Below are 18,019 nucleotides of genomic sequence, written 5' to 3'. Positions count from 1 at the left end.
CGGCGCCGTCGTCAATCAGATGGATTTCCTGGCGTTCGGCGCAAGGCGGGACTTTGATACGCAGACGGCGGGTGGTACGCCGCCCAGCCTGACCACGCGCGGTTTCACGGGGCACGAGACGGTGGATGGGGTGCTGGGCCTGATCCACATGAATGGACGGATATTCGACCCGGGGCTGGGGCGGTTCCTGCAGGCTGATCCGGTGATCCAGGCGCCAGAAAATGCGCAGAGCTGGAATGCGTATACCTACGTCTACAACAACCCACTGACGTATGTCGATCCGACTGGGACGATGTCACAGGGGGTTAGGCAAATTCTGGCAATAGTGATCGTCATCGTTGCTGCCATCACCCAACAGTACTGGGCCATTAAAGGGGCTGCAGCGTTTTGGTACGCGGTGGGAACAGGGTTCCTGGCTGGCTATGCATCGACTGGGACGCTACAGGGGGGCTTGTATGGCGCATTCTCCGGCGCGCTCTTCTATGGCATTGGGACATATTTCCAGAATGCACAGTGGGCCCAAGCGACTGAGGCAAACAATGCCTTCGGATCGGGGCTCACTTGGGGCGGCTATGGAGCCAAAGTTCTTGCGCACGGCACCGCCGGTGGCGTGATGTCGCGCTTGCAGGGAGGAAAATTTGGCAACGGATTTGCTTCGGCTGGCGTAGTAGAGGCATTTGCGCCTGCGATCGACGAGATCGGAAACGGTGAAAGGAGCTACGCGCCGGCGCGTGTGGCGGCAGCTGCGATATTAGATGGAACGGCCTCCGTCATTGCGGGAGGAAAGTTCGCAAACGGTGCGATCACCGCAGCGTTCAGCAGAGCACTCAACGATGAGGGTCACCAGATGTGGAGGCTCAAGGCTGCCGTGAAGGCGAAGGTTGGCTCTTATCTGGACGTGGCATCCGAGCAAAATGTTGATCTCAAGATGGCCATCGCTGATGCACAGGCTGTCGACATCGAAATGTCTGCAAATGGCGAAGGCCTAGTTTATGTAGGTGGAAACAAGTTCAAATTTTCATATCACGATCCATTTGGAGGGCTGCAAGGGTACGTGAGGGAATTTGCCATTCGCTCGGCCACGTTTGGCATTGGGGTCACCAATGTGGGAAATCTCCAGATTTCGGCGGGGTTTAGTTCCAACAAGTATGTTCCCGCCGCTCTATCAAAGTATGTGAGCGCAGGACTTACACTAAGCTTTGAAGTAAGCCCAGTGGACATTGTTGTCTACAACAGCGGATTGCTTGGCAATGCTGCCAGGGCGCTCATGAACCGACCACAGAGAATCAATGCGTGTCTTAACGCACAAGAGGATGGAATTTATGGGGCGGCTTGCGGTAATTGACTTTGCAGCTCTGGTTGCGGCTAGCGCTTTGGTTATTGGCTGCGCGTCAAACGCGTCTATTGCCAAGGAAGAAGGTAGCCCCCAGAAGGTATATCTAACATTGCTGCGGCAAATTAGGGACGTTGGGATTGAAAAGGTCTTAGCTGGATCCATGGAAATTGACGACGAGAGTCGGCAGTCGCTTGAGTCTGCGAGTCTTCACGATCCGCTGCTGAGAAACTCGCTCTCGGCGGAATGCGGTGTAGTTGACGTCGTGTCGTGCTTTCTTGGTGAAGTCGTACCTGTGCTCCAGCTTCGTAAGCCAAAGGACGAAAGCTTTGAACTTGCTTGTTTGCGATATGGAGGGCGCAGCAAGGCAGGAGACTGGCTTGTGGCAGACGTCTACCTAATAAAAAGGACGAGTGCTTGGCGGTTTGTCGGCACTGCCAAGCACTATTCCGACAGCCTTTCGTTGCATAACAAGGAGAGCGCAAAGAGTTGCTGGGAAGACGAAAGATAGTTCAGGCGCTCAGCGCCTCCGGCGAGGCACCGGCAGGCAGCAATCCGGAGTGGGTGCCTAACAATTCGTTCAGAGCGAAGCTTCTTCGCGGCTCGGCCTATTTGGCGGCCAACAGACAGCAAAAAAGGTTCCGGCGGGTTCAACCGGTCGATGCAACATTACTTCGATTGCATTGACGCGGATGATGAAGTGCCATGGAGAGAATTCGGGGTCCTGGACTAGCCGAGGACCAGAAGGTAGAGGTGTGGCATCGTTGGAAAGCGGGTCAATCGCTTAGCGACATTAGTCGCGCACTCGAGAAGCGGGCCTGCACGGTCCATCGCGTACTGGCTACCCGTGGCGGCATTGCTCCGGTAACCCGCGTAAGGCGGGTTAAAACCCGCCCTATGGAATGCGTAGGGCGGGTCTTGACCCGCCTATCCGATTCACTTCGCAATCAACAGCAACACCGATCGGCCCTGCAGCCCGTACACCGTGTTCTCGCCGCCGATGAACGCCTCCGAGCCCGGCACGACGAAGGTGTTGGCGCCATCGTTCCAGGTGGCGGTGTCGGTGACGCGGTACCACTGCTTGCCCGCGCCGGGCCAGGGGAGGGTGAAGTTCACCTGGCCGGACCAGCCGTTGTAGGCGACGTAGACCGCGCTCGCGCTGTCGCCGAATTCACTGCCGTCGATGCGCCATGCCAGCGCATGGTTGCTGGTGCTGTTGAAGTAGGTGGCGTCGGCCTGCGCGCCATCGGGTTTGAACCAGCGCAGTTGCTCCATCACGTTGCCGTTGTTGTCCACGCTGGAGTAGAACGCGATCGGCCGCAGCGCCGGATGCGCCTTGCGGAACGCGATCAGGCGGGAGGTGAACGTCTGGTGGTTGGCTTCGTTGGTGCTGCGCGTCCAGTACAGCCAGTTGGCGGGCGAATCCAGGTTGTAGGCGTTGTTGTTGCCGAATTGCGTGCGCAGGGCCTCGTCGCCACCGGTCATCATCGGCACGCCGGCGCCGAGCATCATCAGCCCCATGGCTGTGCGCGCCGCCTTGCGTTGGTCCGCGGCAACGCCGCCCTGGTCCCAGCTGTTGTTGTTGTCCTCGCCGCCATCGGACGGGCCATACGGCCAGGCCTGGCTGTTCTGCTTGGTGTTGAACATGTACAGGTCGTTCAACGTGAAGCCGTCGTGCGCGACGATGAAGTCGACCGAATGCCACGGCTTGCGGCCATCGTCGCCGTACAGGTCCGACGATCCGGCCAGACGCGAGGCGAGGGTGCCCATCGTCACCACGTCCACGCCCATCCGGTTCTGCTTCTTGCGGATCGCATCGCGGTACAGGCCGTTCCACTCGGACCAGCCCCAAGGGAATCCGCCGACCTGGTAGGAATTCCCGCCGATCGCCCAGGGCTCGGCGATCAGGTCGAGGCCGCTGCCGCCACCGTCTGGTCGCGGCGACAATTCGCTGACGATGCGGTTGAGCGCGTTACCCGAATCCATCTTGTCGAAGTTGTAGCAGCCATGCTGGCACGTGTTTCCCAGCACCGATGCAAGATCGAAGCGGAAGCCGTCCACGCCCAGCGTGTCGCGCCAGTAGGCCAGCGAATCCACGATCAGGTTCTGCGCGGTGGCGTTGCGGGTGTTGTAGTTGCCGCCGACGCCGGTGTTGTCCCAGGAATGCTGGAAGTCGCTGGTGAGCGAGTAATAGGTCGGATTGTCGAGGCCGCGCCACGACTGGATGTTGTAGACGGTGAGTCCGTCGGTACCGCCCCAGGCACCGCCTTCACCGGTGTGGTTGTAGACCACGTCGATGTAGACCTTGATGCCGGCGTCGTGGAACGCCTTCACCATCGCCTTCCATTCGCGCGTCGGTCCGCCCGCTGTCTTGTCCGACGAATAGCGGCGGTCCGGAGCGAAGTAGTTGAGCGTCATGTAGCCCCAGTAATTGTCCCCGGCGTCGGAGTTGGGGTCGACGTCGTTGGTGTCGTTCTGGGTTTCCTGCACGGGCAGGAATTCGACCGCGGTGATGCCCAGGCCGGCCAGATAGCTGGCCTTCTGCGCGGCGCCGGCATAGGTGCCGCGCAGCGACGTCGCAAGCGAGGTGTCGTTCATCGTCAGGCCACGCACGTGGACTTCGTACACGACGTCGTCCTTGAACGCGCGCGTCGGCTTGGTGCCGTTGGACGTTGTTATCGGTGCCAATACGACGCCCTTGGGGGCGCAGGCGCCGCTGTCCTTGTTGCGATGCGTCGCGCCGCTGGCGTAGATCGTGCCGTCGGTGCACGTCGGAGTGTTGGGGTCCTGGCTGATCTCGACCGCGTAGGGATCGATCAGCAGCTTGTTGGGATTGAAGCGGTTGCCGCTGGCGTCGATGTCGGTGACGAAACCGATGGCGCTGCCCTTCGTCCACGTGCTGCTGTACGTCCAGTTGGGGCCCCATGCGCGATAACCGTAGTACACGGTGCCGGTGATGCCGTAACTGGCCTGGAGCGTGGAGACCGATGCGGTCTTGGACCAGACGTTGGTCGACGCGTCCTTGGTCATCACGTAGCGGACGACTTCCTGCGCGCCGGAAGCCGTCTTGTACAGCCAGACCTCGATGCGCGTGGCGCGCGAGGAATACACGCGGAAGGTGATGTTGCTCTGGGTCCCGTCGTAGTTTGCGCCGAGGTTCTGCGCGTTGATCGCAGCCTGTGCCGGCGCGATGGAGGACAGCAACAGCATGCAACCGATCAACGCACGGGCCATTGCATCGCCAAGCAGGCGCTTCAGATATCGCATCGCGGCACTCCCTCAAGTGACGGTGGCGCGGCGGAGCCACGCGCCGACGCACTCTGCCTTGAGGTGCAACTGCACAACGGATCGTGAGTTGAAGTTGCAAACGTATTCATCGCCTGCGTGACGAATCCTGCAAGAAACGTCAGCGATGAATGGGCAACGGGACAGCGATATGGGGCTGCGGTGCGGCAGAGGCGCGAGCAAGACTTGTCGGCGGTTCCCTAGCGGGCAAGACCGTCGCGCAACGGTGCCTCGCGGACAGGCGTGCCCAGCACGGAAAGCGCGACGGCGTCGTGCTCCAGCGGCACCACTGCCAACGCGGAATGCAGGCCATCGACCGCGACGCTCGCCACCAGGTGTCCCAGCGGTTGGCCAGATGCGAGGATGTCATCGCCTGCATTGAGCACGCCTTCGCCCTGCACCAGCGCGAGGCCACGCTTCACTTTTCCCAGGAAATGTGTGCGTGCAACGATCTCCTGTCCGGGGTAGCAACCCTTCTTGACGCTGAAGGCGCCCAGACGCTCCAGCGACAGCTGCTGCGGCGTCCAGTGGTCCGACTGCGACGGCGACAGGCGCGGCAGGCCGTGTTCGAGATCGAAATTGGCCCAGCGGGCGATCATGGCTGGATCGGTATCCGCAGCGGACGTCGCCGATAAGCGAAGGCACCGGGGGCCGCCATCACCGCCGACGTCGAGTTCGACACCGCCTTCGACACCGCCCGCCATCGTGTTGCCCAACGCATGTTCCGGTGTGGCGAACCCGCCCACCACGTGGAGGTCGTCGCGCAGGGCGATCGTCACCTTGCTGCGGAACACGAAGCGGCGCAGCGCATCTGCCGGCGCAACCGGGTCGGTATCGGGCAATACCAGCCAGAGGTTTTCCTCGTCGAACTTCAACAGGGCGAACAGCGCGATGACGCGCCCCTTGGGCGTCAGCCAGCCGTTCCAGTGCCACTGGCCCGGCGCCAACGCCTTGATGTCATTCATGAATTGCGCTTGCGCGAACACCGCCGCGTCACGGCCGCTCAGGGCGATCACGCGGTGGTCGGGGAGGGCGAAAACCGGGTTGGGAAGCGGGGCGGAATCTGCCCGCGGGTTGTCATGCATGGGGGCGGGACTTAAGCTTTAAGGCTGTGATGATAGGTCAAACCCCACCGGAAGCCCCTCGCGGCAGCGTCGCCGACACACCGGTCGCTGGCGAACCGATCGAGGCAGGGCAGACGCCCGAACCGGATGGAATGACGGAACAGCAAGCCCCAAGGGAATGGGGTGGACGCGAGGGCCCGGAGCCGACGCGTTACGGCGATTGGGAAAAGAACGGCCGTTGCATCGATTTCTAGCGTCACCTGGTTGTTTAGCCCGGATGCAGGCATCGCGCCCGTCTCCGGAGGTTGCCGCGGCGTTGCAGGGGCCTGCATCTGCCTGGTTGCCGTTCCTCCCGCCACGCGGCCCAGCCGCCCAGCCGAGACAACGTATTTCCATGGCCGAACAACGCGTTCGCGAACGCCCTTTGTCGCCCCACCTGCAGGTGTATCGCTGGCAGGTGCAGATGGTGACTTCGATCATCCACCGTGCCACCGGCGTCGTCCTGGTCGCGGGCAGCTTCCTCATCGTGGCAGGCCTGCTCGCGCTGGCGGCTGGTCCCGATGAATGGGCCCGTTTCAGCGACTGCGCCCGTTCCGGGCTGGGCTTCCTGATCCTGTTCGGCTGGAGCTGGGCGCTGGCCTACCACCTGATCAACGGCATCCGCCACCTGCTGCAGGACGCCGGTTACGGCTACGCGATCGAAGCCTTCGTGCGCAACAGCTGGGTTTCGATCATTGGCAGCATGGTCCTGACCGCGATCATCTGGGGCCTCGCCATCGCCCAGCGGGGTGGAGCATGAGCAACGCCAGCAACAAACTGCGCACGCCGCTGAAGACCGCGCGCGGGCTGGGTTCGGCCAAGGACGGTACGCACCACTTCGTCCTGCAGCGGATCACCGCCGTCGCGCTGGTGTTCCTGTCGCTGTACGTGATCGGCCTGATCATCTCGCTCGTCGGCGACGATTACGCGACCGTACGCGTGACCGTCGGCCATCCCTGCAACGCTGTGCTGCTGATCGCCTTCCTCGCAGCGATGTTCTGGCACGCCAAGCTCGGCCTGCAGGTCATCATCGAGGACTACGTGCACACGCCGTGGTCCGCGGTTGTGCTGCAACTGGCCAACATCTTCATCTGCGTTCTCGCGGCACTTGCCAGCGTGCTCGCCGTCATCCGCATCGCGCTGGGAGCCTGAAAACAGTGGCTGCTTATCAGATTCAGCAACACGAATTCGACATGGTCGTGGTCGGCGCCGGTGGCGCGGGCCTGCGTGCCACGTTCGGCCTGGCGCAGAAGGGCCTGAAGACGGCCTGCATCACCAAGGTGTTCCCGACGCGTTCGCACACCGTCGCCGCGCAGGGTGGCGTCGCCGCCGCACTCGGCAACATGGGCGACGACAACTGGAAGTACCACTTCTACGACACCGTGAAGGGGTCGGACTGGCTGGGCGACCAGGACGCGATCGAGTACATGTGCCGGGAAGCGATCCCGGCGATCGTCGAGCTCGAACACTACGGCGTGCCGTTCTCTCGCACCGACGACGGCAAGATCTATCAGCGCCCGTTCGGCGGCATGACCACGCAGTTCGGCAAGGGCCCGCCGGCGCAGCGCACCTGCGCCGCCGCCGACCGCACCGGCCACGCGATCCTGCACACGCTGTACCAGCAGTCGCTGGCGCACGAGGCCCAGTTCTTCATCGAATACTTCGCGCTCGACCTGATCATGGATGCCAACGGCGCCTGCCGTGGCGTGCTTGCGCTCGACATGTCCGAAGGCACGCTGCACCTGTTCAAGGCGCAGGGCACGGTGCTGGCGACCGGCGGCTACGGTCGTGCCTACTTCAGCGCGACCTCCGCGCATACCTGCACCGGCGACGGCGGCGGCATGGCGCTGCGTGCCGGCCTGGGCATGCAGGACATGGAGTTCGTGCAGTTCCACCCGACCGGCATCTACGGCGCCGGCTGCCTGATCACCGAAGGCGTGCGCGGCGAAGGCGGCATCCTGCGCAATTCCAATGGCGAGCGCTTCATGGAGCGCTACGCACCGAGCGTCAAGGACCTCGCCCCGCGCGACATGGTCAGCCGCTCGATGACCATCGAAATCCGCGAAGGCCGCGGCGTCGGCGAGCACAAGGACCACATCCTGCTCGACCTGACCCACCTCGGCCCGGAAGTGATCCACAAGAAGCTGCCGGGCATCGCCGAATCGGCGCGCATCTTCGCCGGCGTCGATGTCGAAAAGCAGCCGATCCCGGTGATCCCCACCGTGCACTACAACATGGGCGGCATCCCGACCAACTACCACGGCGAAGTCGTACAGCTGCGCGACGGCAACCCCGATGCGGTGGTTCCCGGCCTGTACGCGATCGGCGAAGCTGCCTGCGTGTCGGTGCATGGCGCCAACCGCCTGGGTTCCAACTCGCTGCTCGACCTGGTCGTGTTCGGGCGCGCGGTAGCCAACCGCTGCGCCGAAACGATCACGCCGAACGGCAAGCAGGCCCCGCTCGCGAGCGATGCCTGCGACCCGGCGCTGGCGCGACTGGACAAGCTGCGCAACGCCAACGGCGGCACGCCGACTTCGGTCATCCGCGACAACATGCAGCGCACCATGCAGGCCGACGCGGCGGTGTTCCGCACCAGCCAGACGCTTGCCGAAGGCGTGGCGAAGATGCGCGAGATCCACGCGTCCTTCGCCGACGTCAAGGTCACCGACCGTTCGCTGGTGTGGAACTCGGACCTGATCGAGACCTTCGAGTTGTCGAACCTGCTCGACCAGGCGCTGGTGACGATCGTTTCCGCCGAGAACCGCAAGGAGTCGCGCGGCGCGCACGCGCACGAGGACTTCCCGGAGCGCGACGACGTCAACTGGCAGAAGCACACCCTGTGCTGGGTAGACGAGAAGGGCAGCACCCACATCGACTACCGCCCCGTCCACATGAAGCCGATGTCCGACGAGGTCGAATCGATCCCGCCGGCCAAGCGCGTCTACTGATCCGGAGCGAGCACCGTGGCTGAATTTTCTCTTCCCAAGAACTCGCAGATCCAGAAGGGCCGCCATTGGGCGTCGCCGGGCGCCAAGCAGCCGCGCACCTTCAAGGTCTACCGCTGGAACCCGGACGACGGCATGAACCCGCGCGTGGACACCTACGAGGTGGACATGGCGACGTGCGGCCCGATGGTTCTGGACGCGCTGATCAAGATCAAGAACGAGATCGACCCGACGCTGACCTTCCGTCGTTCCTGCCGCGAGGGCATCTGCGGTTCGTGCGCGATGAACATCGACGGCACCAACACGCTGGCGTGTACCAAGGCGATCAGCGACTGCAGCAGCAAGGGCGAATTGCCGATCTATCCGCTGCCGCACATGCCGGTGGTGAAGGATCTGGTGCCGGACCTGACGCATTTCTACGCGCAGTACGCATCGATCAAGCCCTGGCTGCGCACGCAGACCCCGGCGCCGTCGGATCGCGAACGCCTGCAGTCGCCGGCGGATCGCGAGAAGCTGGACGGCCTGTACGAATGCATCCTGTGCGCGTGCTGCTCGACCAGCTGCCCGAGCTACTGGTGGAACGGCGAGCGTTACCTCGGCCCGGCGATCCTGCTGCAGGCCTACCGCTGGATCATCGACTCGCGTGACGAGGACACTGGCGCCCGCCTGGACGACCTGGAAGACCCGTTCAAGCTCTACCGCTGCCACACCATCATGAACTGCGCGCGGACCTGCCCGAAGGGCCTGAACCCGGCCAAGGCAATCGCCGAGATCAAGAAGCTGATGCTCGCAAGGCGTGTCTGAGCCGGATGAACGGCTGGAGCGGCAACCACTGTCAGTAACCACGGAAGGCGTGCAATGCACGCCTTCTGCTTGAGGAGGGGACCGATGGGCAACAACGCGATCTACGTGCCTGCCTTCGCCATGGCAGCGCTCACCCTGGTGGTGTGGTTGCGCATGTACACCACCCGCATCGGGGAAATGACGCGCGAGCGCATCCATCCGCAATCGGTGGCGACTTCGGCGCAGATGGCGGCGAAGCTCACCGACACGCGTGCCGCGGACAATTTTCGCAACCTGTTCGAATTGCCGGTGCTGTTCTACCTGGCGATCGTCATCGTCGCGCAGGCCGGGCTGGTGTCGACCTCGCTGCTGGTGCTGGCGTGGCTATTTGTTGCGCTGCGCGTCGTCCACAGCTGGATCCATTGCACCTACAACAAAGTGATGCACCGGTTCAAAGCATACGTGGCTGGCGGCACGGTACTGTGGCTGCTGTGGGGCGCACTGGCCTATCACCTGCTGCGCGCATGAGCGAAGCCGACGAAACCGAGCTGCGTCGCCTGCGCTGGCGTTGCCGGCGCGGCATGCGCGAGCTGGACCAGTTGTTCGGTCGTTACCTCGACCGCGAATGGCGGCAGAGTTCCGAAGACGAACGCGGCGTTTTCCTACGGCTTCTGGAAACCGAAGACGATAGGCTCTGGCACTGGTTCATGGGCCATGAAGTAGCCGACGATGCGCAAATCCAGACCCTGGTCGAACGTATCCGCGCCTTGCCGCCTTGAGTGGCGACCGTCGCGCGGGCTGGCCATTGCGTTGCTGATGCTGGGAATCCTGGCGGGGGCGTCGGTCCTGGCTTCGGAGCTCATGCCGCTCTCGGTTCCCCTCGCGGTGGGCGCGGTCGCCCACGGTGCGTGGCTGGCGCGGCGCGAACTTCGTCGCCCAGTCCACGGTCTGGTGATTGCCTTGAACGACACCACGGCCACCTGCGATGGCATCGACATGACCGATCTCCAGATCCAGTGGCGTGGCCCACTGGCCTTCCTGCGTTGGCGCGACGCACAAGGCCAGCGTCGGCACCTGCACGGTGGGCCCGGCAACCTGGACGCCACCGCGAGGCGTGAACTGCGGCTGGCCATGGCGGCCCGGGCGCCGTTCCGTGCGGCAGCCCGCGTGGCACCATAACCGCTTCGCTTTCCGGCCCTGCGCGCGGCTCACTCCAGAATGTTCAAACCCATCCCAGTCGCGATCGGCCTGCGCTACCTGCGCGCGAAGCGCCGCAACGGCTTCATCTCCTTCATCTCGCTCGCTTCGATCCTGGGCATAGCCCTGGGCGTGGCTGCGCTGATCACCACGCTCGCGGTGATGAGCGGGTTCCAGCGTGAGATCCGCGATCGCATGCTGCAGATGGCGGCGCACGCCACCGTCAGTGGATTTGGTGAGCCGGTGCAGGACTGGCCGCACGCTGTGTCCGTCGCACTGGCCGACAAGCGCATCGCCGGCGCCGCGCCCTACGTCGAGAAAGAGGCGCTGATCTCCGGCGCGCGCAACCAGCCCGCGATGGTGCGGGGCGTGGTTCCTGCGGAGGAGCGCAAGGTCTCGGTGCTGGCGGACAAGATGGTCGAGGGCAAGCTGGACGACCTGACGCCGGGCAGCTTCAACATCGTGCTTGGACGTGAACTGTCTTTGTGGCTGGGCGCCCGCGTAGGCGACGACGTGGTGGTCACCACATCCGACTTCCGCAGTACGCCGATGGGCGCGGTGCCGCAGTTGAAGCGTTTTCGGGTCAGTGGCCTGTTCGAAGCCGGCTACAACGAATTCGATCGCGGCATGGCCTTCGTCAACATGAAGGACCTGCAGCGCGTCCTGCGCATGGGCGATGGTGTCACCGGCGTGCGCCTGAAGCTGCATGACATGGATATCGCCTTCGATGTCGCGCGCGACCTGGCGCTGGACCTAGGTGGCGCCTACCGCGTCAGCGACTGGGCCAGCGAGAACGCCAACATGTACCGCGCACTGAAGATGGAAAAGACGGTGATGGCGATCCTGCTGTCGCTGATCATCGCCATGGGCGCGTTCAACCTGGTGAGCTCGCAGGTGATGCTGGTCACCGACAAGCAGGCCGACATCGCCATCCTGCGCACGCTGGGCCTTACTCCGCGCGGGGTGATGCAGGTATTCATGGTGCAGGGATCGATGATCGGTGTGATCGGCACGGTGCTGGGCGTGGTCGGTGGCGTGGTACTGACACTGAATCTGGAGCACATCCTGCAGCTGATCGAGCGCATTTTCGGCGTCACGCTGCTGCCGTCCGACGTCTACTACATCACCGGCTTGCCGACCGAACTGGAAGGCAGCGATGTCGCGATGATCGCCACCGTCGCACTGGCGATGGCGTTCCTGGCAACGATCTACCCTGCGTGGCGCGCCGCCCGCACTGCACCTGCGGAGGCGCTGCGCTATGAGTGAAGTCCGGAAATCCGAAATGGAATCGCAGCAGCTCACCGCGGTAATCCACTGCGAAGGCCTGGGAAAGACGTACGCGGAAGGCAGCCTATACACCAAGGTATTCGACGGACTGTCGCTCTCTGTGGCAAAGGGCGAGACCGTAGCGATCCTTGGCGCATCCGGCGCGGGCAAGAGCACGCTGCTGCACCTCCTGGGTGGCCTGGACACGCCGACGGCGGGCGAGGTCTACGTGGCCGGACAGCAGATGAGCGCGCTGTCCGATGCGGCACGCGGCGGGCTGCGCAACAAGGCTTTGGGCTTCGTCTATCAGTTCCACCATCTGTTGCCGGAATTCACGGCGCTGGAAAACGTGATGCTGCCGGTGCTGCTCAACGGTACTTCCGTCCCGGAGGCGTCGAAGCGGGCGAGGGCATTGCTGGAGTCGGTGGGCCTCGGCCATCGGCTGGAACACAAACCCGGCGAGCTTTCTGGTGGCGAACGCCAGCGTGCCGCGGTGGCACGGGCACTGGTCAACGAGCCCGCCTGCGTGCTCGGCGACGAACCCACCGGCAATCTCGATGAAAAGACCGCGGCAACCGTCTTCGAGCTGATGCTGGCACTCAACCGCGAAAAGCACACCAGCCTGGTGCTGGTGACGCACGCGCGCAGCCTGGCGCGACGCATGGATCGCGTGCTGGAGCTGCACGAAGGCAAGTTGCGCGAACTGGATCGAAGCGAGATCTGACCGATGAGAAACGTGGCAAGGACGCCACCCACGAAAACCAGTCGACCACCGTTCGGGATTGCAGTTGCCGTCGCGCTGCTGGCTGGCGTGTGCGGCTGCCTCTGGCTGCCATGGTTGGCGCCATGGTGGCTTTCCGCGGTAATGCTGGCAGTCGGCATGGCCTCGTGGGTCGACTTCCCTGCGATTCGCTCCATTGCAAGGCTCCGGAACGGTCGCCGGTCGAGGTTGGCGGGAGCTTTTGCCGTTGGTTTCGCGTTGGCGGGCCTGCACGCATCCCACAGCCTTTCTCTGCAGCTGCCACGCCAGCTGGAAAAGTCAGAAGCGATCATCATCGGACAGGTAGTCGATCTGCCCGAACACGAAGTCCGCCGCACCCGGTTCCTGTTCCGGGTGGACGGTGACGCGTCACAACCCGCGGCAGTACGCGGAAAACTGTTGCGGCTGGCCTGGTTCGACGAGGAGCACAAGCCTGACGCGCCGCGACCACGTTTCGGTGTCAGGGCCGGTCAGCGCTGGCGTCTGCACGTGCGCCTTCGTGCGCCTCGTGGGCTGCGCAATCCGGGTGGCTTCGACAGCGAAAAGTACGCTCTGGTCCAGCGCCTGGCTGCCACGGGCTATGTGCGCGATCCACAACTGGCGCGTCGCCTGTCCCCACCGCAGGGTCTGGAAGCCTGGCGCGACGCCATGTCGCAACGCATCGCGGCGACGGTCCCGCGTGAATCCTCGCGTTACGTGCGTGCGCTCGCGCTCGGCGATACGCGTGCCCTCGATGACGAGGACTGGGAGCTGCTGCGTGCCAACGGCCTTACCCACCTCATCGCGATTTCCGGCTTCCATGTCGGCCTGGTCGCTGGCTTCTTCGCGCTGATCGCGCGCGGATTGTGGTGGTTATGGCCGGCGCTACCGCGACGTTGGCCGGCGCCAATTGCCGCGGCGTTGATGGCCGTCGCCGGCGCGTTGCTGTACGCGGCCATCGCAGGATTTGCGTTGCCTACGCTACGCACCGTGCTGATGATCGCTGTGGTTGCCGGCGCACGGATGTCACGGCGGCGCTCGCGCGTGGCTGAAACGCTCGCGCTCGCGGCGGTAGCCGTGTTGCTGGTGGATCCGCTGTCGGTGCTGACAGCGGGCTTCTGGCTCAGCTTCCTCGGCGTGGCGTGGCTCGTGTGGTGCTTGCCACACGAAACCAGCAAGCATCTGCTGCGCGACTTCTTCTCAGCGCAGGGCGTCGCGACGATCGGACTGCTTCCGCTCGGCGTGGTGATATTCGGGCAGGCCTCGCTGGCGGGACCGCTAGCCAACCTGATCGCAGTGCCATGGTGGAGTCTGGTCGTCGTGCCCCTTTCGCTGATCGGCCTGGGGCTGGAAGCGTTGCACCTCCCGGGTGTGTGGGCGTGGCAGGCCGCAGCGTGGTGCTTCGATCTGGTCTGGCCGCTGTTCCAGTGGCTCGCACATAGCGGGCTCGCGCTGTGGTGGCTGCCGGAGACGCGCTGGTATGCACTGCCACTGGCGCTGCTGGGCGCGTTCTGGCTGCTGCTTCCGCGTGGCGTCCCGGGCAAGGCGCTGGCCGTGCTGTTGTGGCTGCCGTTGCTGTGGCCGGATCGCCGCCTGCCCGACCCGGGCGATGCGGAACTGATGGTGATCGACGTGGGGCAGGGCCTTTCGGTGCTGGTCCGCACGCATGGCCACGTCCTGCTGTACGACATGGGGCCCGCTGTTCGTGACGGTTTCGATGCGGGCGAACGTGCCGTGGTCCCGGCGTTGCGGGCACTCGGAGTGCGACACCTGGACCGTGCCGTGATCAGCCACGGCGACAACGACCATGCGGGCGGCTTTCCCGCGGTCCAGCGTGAGTTCCCCGTGGTGCCCTGGGCGCCGCCCGACATCTACCTGCCATACCAGACGAGCGCCTGCCTTGCCGGGCAGGCCTGGACCTGGGACGGCGTGCGTTTCCGTTTCCTCCACCCGCCGCGCTATTTCCCGTATCTCAAGAACGAATCCAGCTGCATCCTGCGCATCGAATCCGCCCACGGTTCGGTGCTGCTGACCGGCGACATCGGCGACGTGATCGAACGCGAACTGGTCCATCGCTATGGTGAAACCCTGGCGTCGGATGTCGTCGTGGTCGCACACCACGGCAGTGCCGGTTCGTCGGATCCGGAGTTCGTGGCCGCCTCGCGCGCCCGCTTCGCACTGGTGTCGTCGGGATTCGGCAATCGATTCGGCCACCCGCGGGCAGAGGTAATGGAACGCTGGCGCAGTGCAGGGGCGCAGACCATCGACACCGCGGCCAGCGGCGCCATTCGGATCGACCTGCGCGAAGGCGGGATCCGCGCGGAAACGCGACGCGGGGCACAACCGCGGCTGTGGGACGCCACCCGCAGGCCTTGAAACCGGCCACATCGCGCCAGAAATATCGCCACCGTGCTGCCCGCTAAGTATGCTGGCGGCCGGATATGTACGGAAACGGCCAAGGGCCGGGGGTTTGCGAGTGCTGGAACTGGTCAAGGCCGGCGGTTGGCCGATGATTCCGCTGATTCTGTTGTCTGTGCTGGCGCTGACGATCATCGTCGAACGCGCCTGGACCCTGCGTCGCCGTTCCGTGCTGCCGCCGGGACTGGGCAAGGAAGTCCGCACCTGGGCAGCTGGCGGCAAGCTCGATCCCGCCCATATCGAATCGCTGCGCGCTACCTCGCCGCTGGGCGCGCTGCTCGCGGCGGCGCTCGACGTGCGCCAGCGCCCGCGCGACCAGATCCGCGAGCGCATCGAGGACGTCGGTCGCCACCTCGTCCATCGTATGGAGCGTTACCTGAACACCCTAGGCACGATTTCGGCGGCCGGCCCGTTGCTGGGACTGTTTGGTACCGTGGTCGGCATGATCCAGATGTTCCTGGGCATCCTCGATCACGGCATCGGCGACGTGAACCAGCTGGCCGGTGGCATCGGCAAGGCACTGGTGTGCACCGCGACCGGCATGGTCGTCGCGATCCCGGCGCTGATCGCGCACCGCTGGTTCCGCGGCCGCATCGCCGAGTACATCGTCGACATGGAGCACGAAGCCATCGCACTGCTGGACACCATCGAAGTGCGCCCGGCCTCGGCCAAGGTCGCGCCTGGCGCGCACGGCATCACGCCGCCCGTGGGCACGCCCTGAGCGCCGCCGCCCGTGAGTGCACCAGACCGATGAGAGCGTCAGCATGAGGATCCGCGACCACCGCAAGGACGACGAGCCGGAGATCAACATGATCCCGCTGATCGACGTCATCCTGACGCTGATCATTTTCTTCGTCATCACCACCACCTTCGACGCGCGCTCGGTGCTCAAGCTGCAGTTGCCAAAGGCGACCGGTGAAGCCGCCACCGACACCACGCGCGCTTTGAGCGTGCTGATCAATGCCGATGGCCGTTACTTCGTCGATGACCGCGAAGTGCTGCGCGATGACGTTGAATCGCTCAAGGCGACGCTGGCCGAAGTCGCCGGCCCCGATCGCAGCCGCAAGGTCCTGCTGCGCGCCGATGGCCGCACGCCACACCAGGCCGTCGTCACCGCCTACGACGCGCTGGGCCAGCTCGGCTTCCGCCAGGTGATGATCGCGACGGCGCCTGAAGTCCGACCGCAAGGAAAAACGCAGTGACTGATTCCAAGTCGCCGTGGCAGATCTACTGGCGATTGATTGGCTTCGCGCGGGCGTATCGGCCGCTGCTGTTGCTGGCGCTCGTCGGCATGGTGATCGAGGCCGCCGCTGGTGGTGCGTTCACCAAGCTGATGGAGCCGGTCGTCAACACGACCTTCATCGAGAAGAACGCGAAGCTCAGTTTGTTGCTGCCGCTGGCGATCGTCGGCCTGTTCGTGCTGCGCGGCATCGCCGGCTACATCACCGACATGTGCATGGGCCGCTCCGGTCGCAGCATCGCCCGCGACCTGCGCGTGAAGGTGCTGGACAAATACCTGCGACTGCCTGGTTCGCGCTTCGATAGCGAGCCGGTGCCATCAATGCTGGTGCGCCTGGGATCCGACAGCGATCAGGTCGCGCAGGCCGCCATCGATGCGATGAAGGTCATGCTGCAGCAGTCCTTCCAGGTCATCGCCGCGCTGGTGGTGATGCTGTGGACCAGCTGGCAGGTGACCATCGCCATCCTGCTTATGGCGCCGCCGCTGGCGTGGATGATGGACAAGGTCGGGCGTCGCTATCGCCGCATCAGCCATCGGATCCAGGAGAGCAGCGGTCTGCTGATGCAGGCCGCCGACCAGGCGCTCTCCAATCAGCAGGAAGTGAAGGTGTATGGCGCGCAGGGCGTGGAACTGCAGCGCTATTCCAGCCAGGCCAACACGCATCTCGGCCTGAGCATGAAGGTGGAGTCCACTCGCAGCATTTCCTCGGCGGTGGTGCAGTTGATGGGGTCGGTGGGCTTGGCGATGCTGCTGTTCCTGGCTGGCCGCGAAGCCATGGCCGACCGGCTCACCGCGGGCGGCTTCGTCACGCTGATGATGGCGATGATGGCGATCATTCCGTCGCTCAAGCAGCTCACCAACGTGCAGGGCATGCTGCAGCGGGGCGTGGCGTCGGCCGACCGCCTGTTCGGCGTCCTGGATGCGCCGGACGAACCCGACACGGGCACCCGCGAGCTCGCACGCGCGCAGGGCGTGATCGAATTCATCGACGTCACCGCGCGCTATCCCGACCAGCCGCAACCGGCGATCACTGGCATCAGTTTCACCGCACGACCCGGCACGGTGACCGCGATTGTCGGTCGTTCCGGCAGCGGCAAGTCATCGCTCATCAAGCTGATCCCGCGGTTCTATGAAAACGAATCCGGCCGCATCCTGCTGGACGGGCATCCGGTGCAGGAATACCGCCTGGCTGATCTGCGCAGGCAGATCGCGCTGGTGGGGCAGCAGGTGATGCTGTTCGACGGGACTATCGGTGCGAACGTTGCGTACGGCGAACTCGAGTCGAGCACGCCTGAGCAACGCGAGCGTGCCGTGCGCGGCGCCAACGCCATGGAGTTCGTCGAGCGACTGCCGGGTGGCATCGATACCAACATCGGCGCCAAGGGCGGTCGGTTGTCGGGCGGCCAGCGCCAGCGCGTGGCGATCGCCCGCGCGATGCTCAAGGACGCGCCGATCCTGATCCTGGACGAAGCCACCGCCGCCCTCGACACCGAGTCCGAGCGCCTGGTACAGGACGCGCTCAACCACCTGATGCCCAACCGCACCACGCTGGTGATCGCGCATCGCCTGTCCACCATCGAGCACGCCGACCAGGTGCTGGTGATGGACAAGGGGCGCATCGTCGAACGCGGCACGCATGCGCAACTCCTGGCCATGGACGGGCTCTACGCACACCTGCACCGCATGCAGTTCCGCGAAGGGGAATAAGCG

General features: G+C 64.3%; 17 protein-coding genes. 15 read left to right on the top strand and 2 right to left on the bottom strand.

Annotation, left to right across the window (positions count from 1 at the left end):
- Window positions 1-1,345, top strand: a 1,345-nt coding sequence (locus ACYVD7_RS08955; protein ID WP_460761819.1) for an RHS repeat-associated core domain-containing protein, incomplete at its 5' end; no start/stop codon positions are given.
- A 924-nt stretch (window positions 1,346-2,269) separates the two neighbouring features.
- On the opposite strand, the gene ACYVD7_RS08950 is transcribed toward ACYVD7_RS08955, so the two are convergent.
- Both ACYVD7_RS08950 and ygfZ read right to left on the bottom strand, forming a co-directional pair.
- Complete coding sequence (locus ACYVD7_RS08950; RefSeq protein WP_460761817.1) at window positions 2,270-4,600, bottom strand: glycogen debranching protein; 2,331 nt, start codon at window positions 4,598-4,600, stop codon at window positions 2,270-2,272.
- 218 nt (window positions 4,601-4,818) lie between these two features.
- Complete coding sequence (gene ygfZ, locus ACYVD7_RS08945; protein WP_460761814.1) at window positions 4,819-5,703, bottom strand: CAF17-like 4Fe-4S cluster assembly/insertion protein YgfZ; 885 nt, start codon at window positions 5,701-5,703, stop codon at window positions 4,819-4,821.
- Window positions 5,704-5,732: 29 nt separating this feature from the next.
- Here ygfZ and ACYVD7_RS08940 point away from each other — a divergent pair, with 29 nt between their 5' ends.
- The 14 genes from ACYVD7_RS08940 to msbA all read left to right on the top strand — a co-directional run bounded on the left by ACYVD7_RS08940 (window position 5,733) and on the right by msbA (window position 18,016).
- On the top strand, window positions 5,733-5,936 hold the full coding sequence (locus ACYVD7_RS08940) for a DUF1674 domain-containing protein (RefSeq protein WP_460761812.1): 204 nt from the start codon (window positions 5,733-5,735) through the stop codon (window positions 5,934-5,936).
- Window positions 5,937-6,076: 140 nt separating this feature from the next.
- Window positions 6,077-6,481, top strand: a complete 405-nt coding sequence (gene sdhC / locus ACYVD7_RS08935; RefSeq protein WP_460761809.1) for a succinate dehydrogenase, cytochrome b556 subunit — start codon at window positions 6,077-6,079, stop codon at window positions 6,479-6,481.
- Window positions 6,478-6,873, top strand: a complete 396-nt coding sequence (gene sdhD / locus ACYVD7_RS08930; RefSeq protein WP_460761807.1) for a succinate dehydrogenase, hydrophobic membrane anchor protein — start codon at window positions 6,478-6,480, stop codon at window positions 6,871-6,873. Before sdhC ends, sdhD begins: the two co-directional genes overlap by 4 nt.
- A 5-nt stretch (window positions 6,874-6,878) precedes the next feature.
- Window positions 6,879-8,669, top strand: coding sequence for a succinate dehydrogenase flavoprotein subunit (gene sdhA / locus ACYVD7_RS08925; RefSeq protein WP_460761804.1), 1,791 nt, complete (start codon window positions 6,879-6,881; stop codon window positions 8,667-8,669).
- A 15-nt stretch (window positions 8,670-8,684) separates the two neighbouring features.
- A complete protein-coding gene (locus ACYVD7_RS08920) occupies window positions 8,685-9,470 on the top strand; it encodes a succinate dehydrogenase iron-sulfur subunit (protein WP_460761802.1) in 786 nt (261 codons plus the stop codon).
- An 84-nt stretch (window positions 9,471-9,554) separates the two neighbouring features.
- Window positions 9,555-9,977, top strand: coding sequence for an MAPEG family protein (locus ACYVD7_RS08915; RefSeq protein WP_460761800.1), 423 nt, complete (start codon window positions 9,555-9,557; stop codon window positions 9,975-9,977).
- Window positions 9,974-10,228 (top strand): FAD assembly factor SdhE, encoded by a 255-nt coding sequence (locus ACYVD7_RS08910; protein ID WP_460761797.1) that lies wholly within the window; start codon window positions 9,974-9,976, stop codon window positions 10,226-10,228. The genes ACYVD7_RS08915 and ACYVD7_RS08910 overlap by 4 nt, the downstream gene beginning before the upstream one ends.
- Before the next feature lie 37 nt (window positions 10,229-10,265).
- On the top strand, window positions 10,266-10,628 hold the full coding sequence (locus ACYVD7_RS08905) for a hypothetical protein (protein ID WP_460761794.1): 363 nt from the start codon (window positions 10,266-10,268) through the stop codon (window positions 10,626-10,628).
- Window positions 10,629-10,667: 39 nt separating this feature from the next.
- The gene (locus tag ACYVD7_RS08900; protein WP_460761791.1) at window positions 10,668-11,912 is read left to right on the top strand and encodes a lipoprotein-releasing ABC transporter permease subunit; all 1,245 of its coding nucleotides are present in this window, start codon (window positions 10,668-10,670) and stop codon (window positions 11,910-11,912) included.
- Between the two features lie 16 nt (window positions 11,913-11,928).
- On the top strand, window positions 11,929-12,636 hold the full coding sequence (gene lolD / locus ACYVD7_RS08895; RefSeq protein ID WP_460761788.1) for a lipoprotein-releasing ABC transporter ATP-binding protein LolD: 708 nt from the start codon (window positions 11,929-11,931) through the stop codon (window positions 12,634-12,636).
- A 3-nt stretch (window positions 12,637-12,639) separates the two neighbouring features.
- On the top strand, window positions 12,640-15,027 hold the full coding sequence (locus tag ACYVD7_RS08890; RefSeq protein WP_460761785.1) for a DNA internalization-related competence protein ComEC/Rec2: 2,388 nt from the start codon (window positions 12,640-12,642) through the stop codon (window positions 15,025-15,027).
- Between the two features lie 100 nt (window positions 15,028-15,127).
- Complete coding sequence (locus ACYVD7_RS08885; protein WP_460761782.1) at window positions 15,128-15,790, top strand: MotA/TolQ/ExbB proton channel family protein; 663 nt, start codon at window positions 15,128-15,130, stop codon at window positions 15,788-15,790.
- A gap of 43 nt (window positions 15,791-15,833) precedes the next feature.
- Window positions 15,834-16,271, top strand: coding sequence for an ExbD/TolR family protein (locus ACYVD7_RS08880; RefSeq protein ID WP_460761779.1), 438 nt, complete (start codon window positions 15,834-15,836; stop codon window positions 16,269-16,271).
- Entirely contained in the window at window positions 16,268-18,016 is a 1,749-nt protein-coding gene (gene msbA / locus ACYVD7_RS08875; RefSeq protein WP_460761776.1) for a lipid A export permease/ATP-binding protein MsbA, read from the top strand. Before ACYVD7_RS08880 ends, msbA begins: the two co-directional genes overlap by 4 nt.
- The last annotated feature ends 3 nt before the right edge of the window (window positions 18,017-18,019 follow it).

The organism is Lysobacter fragariae, assembly GCF_054779775.1.
Note: the sequence above shows the minus strand (reverse complement) of the source record. Positions and strands in the feature narration are given on the sequence as shown.